General features: G+C 51.2%; 2 tRNA genes and 2 rRNA genes. All 4 read left to right on the forward strand.

Annotated features, from left to right (window positions below):
• Positions 1-84: 84 nt before the first annotated feature.
• Positions 85-1,659: ribosomal RNA gene (locus FC49_RS09340) — 16S ribosomal RNA — on the forward strand.
• 130 nt (positions 1,660-1,789) lie between these two features.
• Positions 1,790-1,864 (forward strand) — tRNA-Ile (locus FC49_RS09345).
• A 6-nt stretch (positions 1,865-1,870) separates the two neighbouring features.
• Positions 1,871-1,943, forward strand: a tRNA-Ala gene (locus tag FC49_RS09350).
• Positions 1,944-2,148: 205 nt separating this feature from the next.
• Positions 2,149-5,072 (forward strand): 23S ribosomal RNA (locus FC49_RS09355).
• The 16S and 23S rRNA genes sit together here with 2 tRNA genes alongside, the layout of an rRNA operon.
• Positions 5,073-5,082 lie beyond the last annotated feature (10 nt).

Here is a 5,082-nt window from a genome sequence, read left to right on the forward strand (position 1 = left end):
GTCACATCGGTGATTGAAGCAAAAACATTTGCGAAGTCAATTCGCTTAATTAATTTGAAATAGAGCTATTCAAGTTCTTATATTTTATATGAGAGTTTGATCCTGGCTCAGGATGAACGCCGGCGGTGTGCCTAATACATGCAAGTCGAGCGCACTGGCCCAACAGAAATGACGTGCTTGCACTGATTTGACGTTGGATTCCCAGTGAGCGGCGGACGGGTGAGTAACACGTGGGCAACCTGCCCCAAAGCGGGGGATAACATTTGGAAACAGGTGCTAATACCGCATAACTTGGAAAACCACATGGTTTTCCAATAAAAGATGGTTTCGGCTATCACTTTGGGATGGGCCCGCGGTGCATTAGCTAGTTGGTAAGGTAACGGCTTACCAAGGCGATGATGCATAGCCGAGTTGAGAGACTGATCGGCCACAATGGAACTGAGACACGGTCCATACTCCTACGGGAGGCAGCAGTAGGGAATCTTCCACAATGGGCGCAAGCCTGATGGAGCAACACCGCGTGAGTGAAGAAGGGTTTCGGCTCGTAAAACTCTGTTGTTGGAGAAGAACGTGCGTAAGAGTAACTGTTTACGCAGTGACGGTATCCAACCAGAAAGTCACGGCTAACTACGTGCCAGCAGCCGCGGTAATACGTAGGTGGCAAGCGTTATCCGGATTTATTGGGCGTAAAGCGAGCGCAGGCGGTTGCTTAGGTCTGATGTGAAAGCCTTCGGCTTAACCGAAGAAGTGCATCGGAAACCGGGCGACTTGAGTGCAGAAGAGGACAGTGGAACTCCATGTGTAGCGGTGGAATGCGTAGATATATGGAAGAACACCAGTGGCGAAGGCGGCTGTCTGGTCTGCAACTGACGCTGAGGCTCGAAAGCATGGGTAGCGAACAGGATTAGATACCCTGGTAGTCCATGCCGTAAACGATGAGTGCTAGGTGTTGGAGGGTTTCCGCCCTTCAGTGCCGAAGCTAACGCATTAAGCACTCCGCCTGGGGAGTACGACCGCAAGGTTGAAACTCAAAGGAATTGACGGGGGCCCGCACAAGCGGTGGAGCATGTGGTTTAATTCGAAGCTACGCGAAGAACCTTACCAGGTCTTGACATCTTGCGCCAACCTCAGAGATGAGGCGTTCCCTTCGGGGACGCAAAGACAGGTGGTGCATGGTCGTCGTCAGCTCGTGTCGTGAGATGTTGGGTTAAGTCCCGCAACGAGCGCAACCCTTGTTACTAGTTGCCAGCATTCAGTTGGGCACTCTAGTGAGACTGCCGGTGACAAACCGGAGGAAGGTGGGGACGACGTCAGATCATCATGCCCCTTATGACCTGGGCTACACACGTGCTACAATGGCCGGTACAACGAGCAGCTAACCCGCGAGGGTGTGCAAATCTCTTAAAGCCGGTCTCAGTTCGGACTGCAGTCTGCAACTCGACTGCACGAAGTCGGAATCGCTAGTAATCGCGGATCAGCATGCCGCGGTGAATACGTTCCCGGGCCTTGTACACACCGCCCGTCACACCATGGAAGTTTGTAACGCCCAAAGTCGGTGGCCTAACCATTTGGAGGGAGCCGCCTAAGGCGGGACAGATGACTGGGGTGAAGTCGTAACAAGGTAGCCGTAGGAGAACCTGCGGCTGGATCACCTCCTTTCTAAGGAATAAAACGGAACCTGCACATAGTTGAAACTTTGTTTAGTTTTGAGNATAAAACGGAACCTGCACATAGTTGAAACTTTGTTTAGTTTTGAGAGGTTTACCTTTCAAAACAGAGACGCTTATTTGGGCCTATAGCTCAGTTGGTTTAGAGCGCACGCCTGATAAGCGTGAGGTCGATGGTTCAAGTCCATTTAGGCCCATTTAATGGGGAATTAGCTCAGCTGGGAGAGCACCTGCTTTGCAAGCAGGAGGTCATCGGTTCGATCCCGATATTCTCCATCGCCAATTATAAGATTGGCCGAGCTTGTACTTTGAAAACTAAATAATATCNGGGTTTACCCTCAGAGCTTGTACTTTGAAAACTAAATAATATCTAATTTCTTTTTATTGAAAACAATAAACCGAGAACACCGCGTTATTTGAGTTTAATTAACGAAATAATCGCTAACTCAATTAATCAAGGTGATCACGAAGTGATCATCAAGGTTAAGTTATGAAGGGCGCATGGTGAATGCCTTGGTACTAGGAGCCGATGAAGGACGGGACAAACACCGATATGCTTCGGGGAGTGGTAAGTACACTTTGATCCGGAGATTTCCGAATGGGGAAACCCAACCAGCTTAGTCGTTGGTTACCTGACTAGTGAATCTATAGCTAGCAGGGGGAAGACGCAGTGAACTGAAACATCTCAGTAGCTGCAGGAAGAGAAAGAAACATCGATTCCCTGAGTAGCGGCGAGCGAAAGGGGAAGAGCCCAAACCAGTGAGCTTGCTTGCTGGGGTTGTAGGACTGAACAATGGAGTTACCAAAATGCGACGTAGTCGCAACAGCTGGGAAGCTGTGCCAGAGAGGGTGATAGCCCCGTAGACGAAACGTCACATTCTCCGTTCAGGATCCTGAGTACGGCGGGACACGTGAAACCCCGTCGGAAGCAGCGAGGACCATCTCGCAAGGCTAAATACTACCTAGTGACCGATAGTGAACCAGTACCGTGAGGGAAAGGTGAAAAGCACCCCGGAAGGGGAGTGAAAAAGTTCCTGAAACCATGTGCCTACAAGCAGTCGGAGCCCGTTAAAGGGTGACGGCGTGCCTCTTGCAGAATGAACCGGCGAGTTATGATTGCATGCAAGGTTAAGACGGAAAAGTCGGAGCCGTAGCGAAAGCGAGTCTTAAATGGGCGTAAGAAGTATGTAGTTATAGACCCGAAACCAGGTGACCTACCCATGTCCAGGTTGAAGGTGCGGTAAAGCGCACTGGAGGACCGAACCCGTGTCAGTTGAAAATGGCTGGGATGAGGTGTGGGTAGCGGTGAAATTCCAAACGAACTTGGAGATAGCTGGTTCTCTCCGAAATCTCTTTAGGGGGAGCCTTGAGGAAAAGAATCATGGAGGTAGAGCTACTGTTTGGACAAGGGGCCCGTCATGGGTTACCAACTTCAGATAAACTCCGAATGCCATCGATTTATACTCAGGAGTCAGACGATGAGTGATAAGATCCACCGTCGAAAGGGGAACAGCCCAGATCACCAGTTAAGGTCCCTAAATATATGCTAAGTGGAAAAGGATGTGGAGTTGCATAGACAACTAGGATGTTGGCTCAGAAGCAGCCACCATTTAAAGAGTGCGTAATAGCTCACTAGTCGAGTGATCCTGCGCCGAAGATGTACCGGGGCTAAGCATATTACCGAAACTGTGGATGTGCACTACGTGCACGTGATAGGAGAGCGTTCTAAGGGCGGCGAAGTCAGACCGTGAGGACTGGTGGAGCGCTTAGAAGTGAGAATGCCGGTATGAGTAGCGAAAGACAGGTGAGAATCCTGTCCACCGAATGACTAAGGTTTCCTGGGGAAGGCTCGTCCTCCCAGGGTAAGTCGGGACCTAAGCCGAGGCCGAAAGGCGTAAGCGATGGCTAACAGGTTGAGATTCCTGTACCAGTTGAATGCGTTTGAATGAAGGAGGGACGCAGGAGGCTAAGCGAACCGCACGATTGGAAGAGTGCGGCCAAGCAGTAAGTCAGTAACTGAGTCAAATGCTTAGTTGCGAGTTGACAAGCTGTGATGGGGAGTGAAATTAAAGTAACGAAGTCGCCGATGTCACACTGCCGAGAAAAGCTTCTAGTGAGTATTCAACTGCCCGTACCGCAAACCGACACAGGTAGTCGAGGAGAGAATCCTAAGGTGAGCGAGAGAACTCTCGTTAAGGAACTCGGCAAAATGACCCCGTAACTTCGGAAGAAGGGGTGCTGGTCGCAAGGCCAGCCGCAGTGAAAAGGCCCAGGCGACTGTTTATCAAAAACACAGGTTTCTGCAAAATCGTAAGATGAAGTATAGGGGCTGACGCCTGCCCGGTGCTGGAAGGTTAAAAGGATGGGTTAGCTTCGGCGAAGCTCAGAATTGAAGCCCCAGTAAACGGCGGCCGTAACTATAACGGTCCTAAGGTAGCGAAATTCCTTGTCGGGTAAGTTCCGACCCGCACGAAAGGCGTAACGATCTGGGCACTGTCTCAACGAGAGACTCGGTGAAATTGAAATCCCTGTGAAGATGCAGGGTACCCGCGACAGGACGGAAAGACCCCATGGAGCTTTACTGTAGCTTGATATTGAGTGTTTGTACTGCTTGTACAGGATAGGTAGGAGCCGTAGAAAGCGGAACGCTAGTTTCGCTGGAGGCGCTGGTGGGATACTACCCTTGCATTATGACCACTCTAACCCGCAGCACTGAACGTGCTGGGAGACAGTGTCAGGTGGGCAGTTTGACTGGGGCGGTCGCCTCCCAAAAGGTAACGGAGGCGCCCAAAGGTTCGCTCAGAATGGTTGGAAATCATTCGGAGAGTGTAAAGGCACAAGCGAGCTTGACTGCGAGACAGACAGGTCGAGCAGGGACGAAAGTCGGGCTTAGTGATCCGGTGGTTCCGCATGGAAGGGCCATCGCTCAACGGATAAAAGCTACCCTGGGGATAACAGGCTTATCTCCCCCAAGAGTCCACATCGACGGGGAGGTTTGGCACCTCGATGTCGGCTCATCGCATCCTGGGGCTGTAGTCGGTCCCAAGGGTTGGGCTGTTCGCCCATTAAAGCGGTACGCGAGCTGGGTTCAGAACGTCGTGAGACAGTTCGGTCCCTATCCGTCGCGGGCGTAGGAAATTTGAGAGGACCTGTCCTTAGTACGAGAGGACCGGGATGGACATACCGCTGGTGTACCAGTTGTTCCGCCAGGAGCATCGCTGGGTAGCTATGTATGGACGAGATAAACGCTGAAAGCATCTAAGTGTGAAACTCGCCTCGAGATGAGATTTCCCATTCCCTTCGGGGAAGTAAGACCCCACAAAGATGATGTGGTAGATAGGATGGAAGTGGAAGTGCAGTGATGCATGGAGCGGACCATTACTAATCGGTCGAGGACTTAACCAAGGCAAAGCGG

This window comes from Limosilactobacillus oris DSM 4864, from assembly GCF_001434465.1.
Taxonomy (GTDB): Bacteria; Bacillota; Bacilli; order Lactobacillales; family Lactobacillaceae; genus Limosilactobacillus; species Limosilactobacillus oris.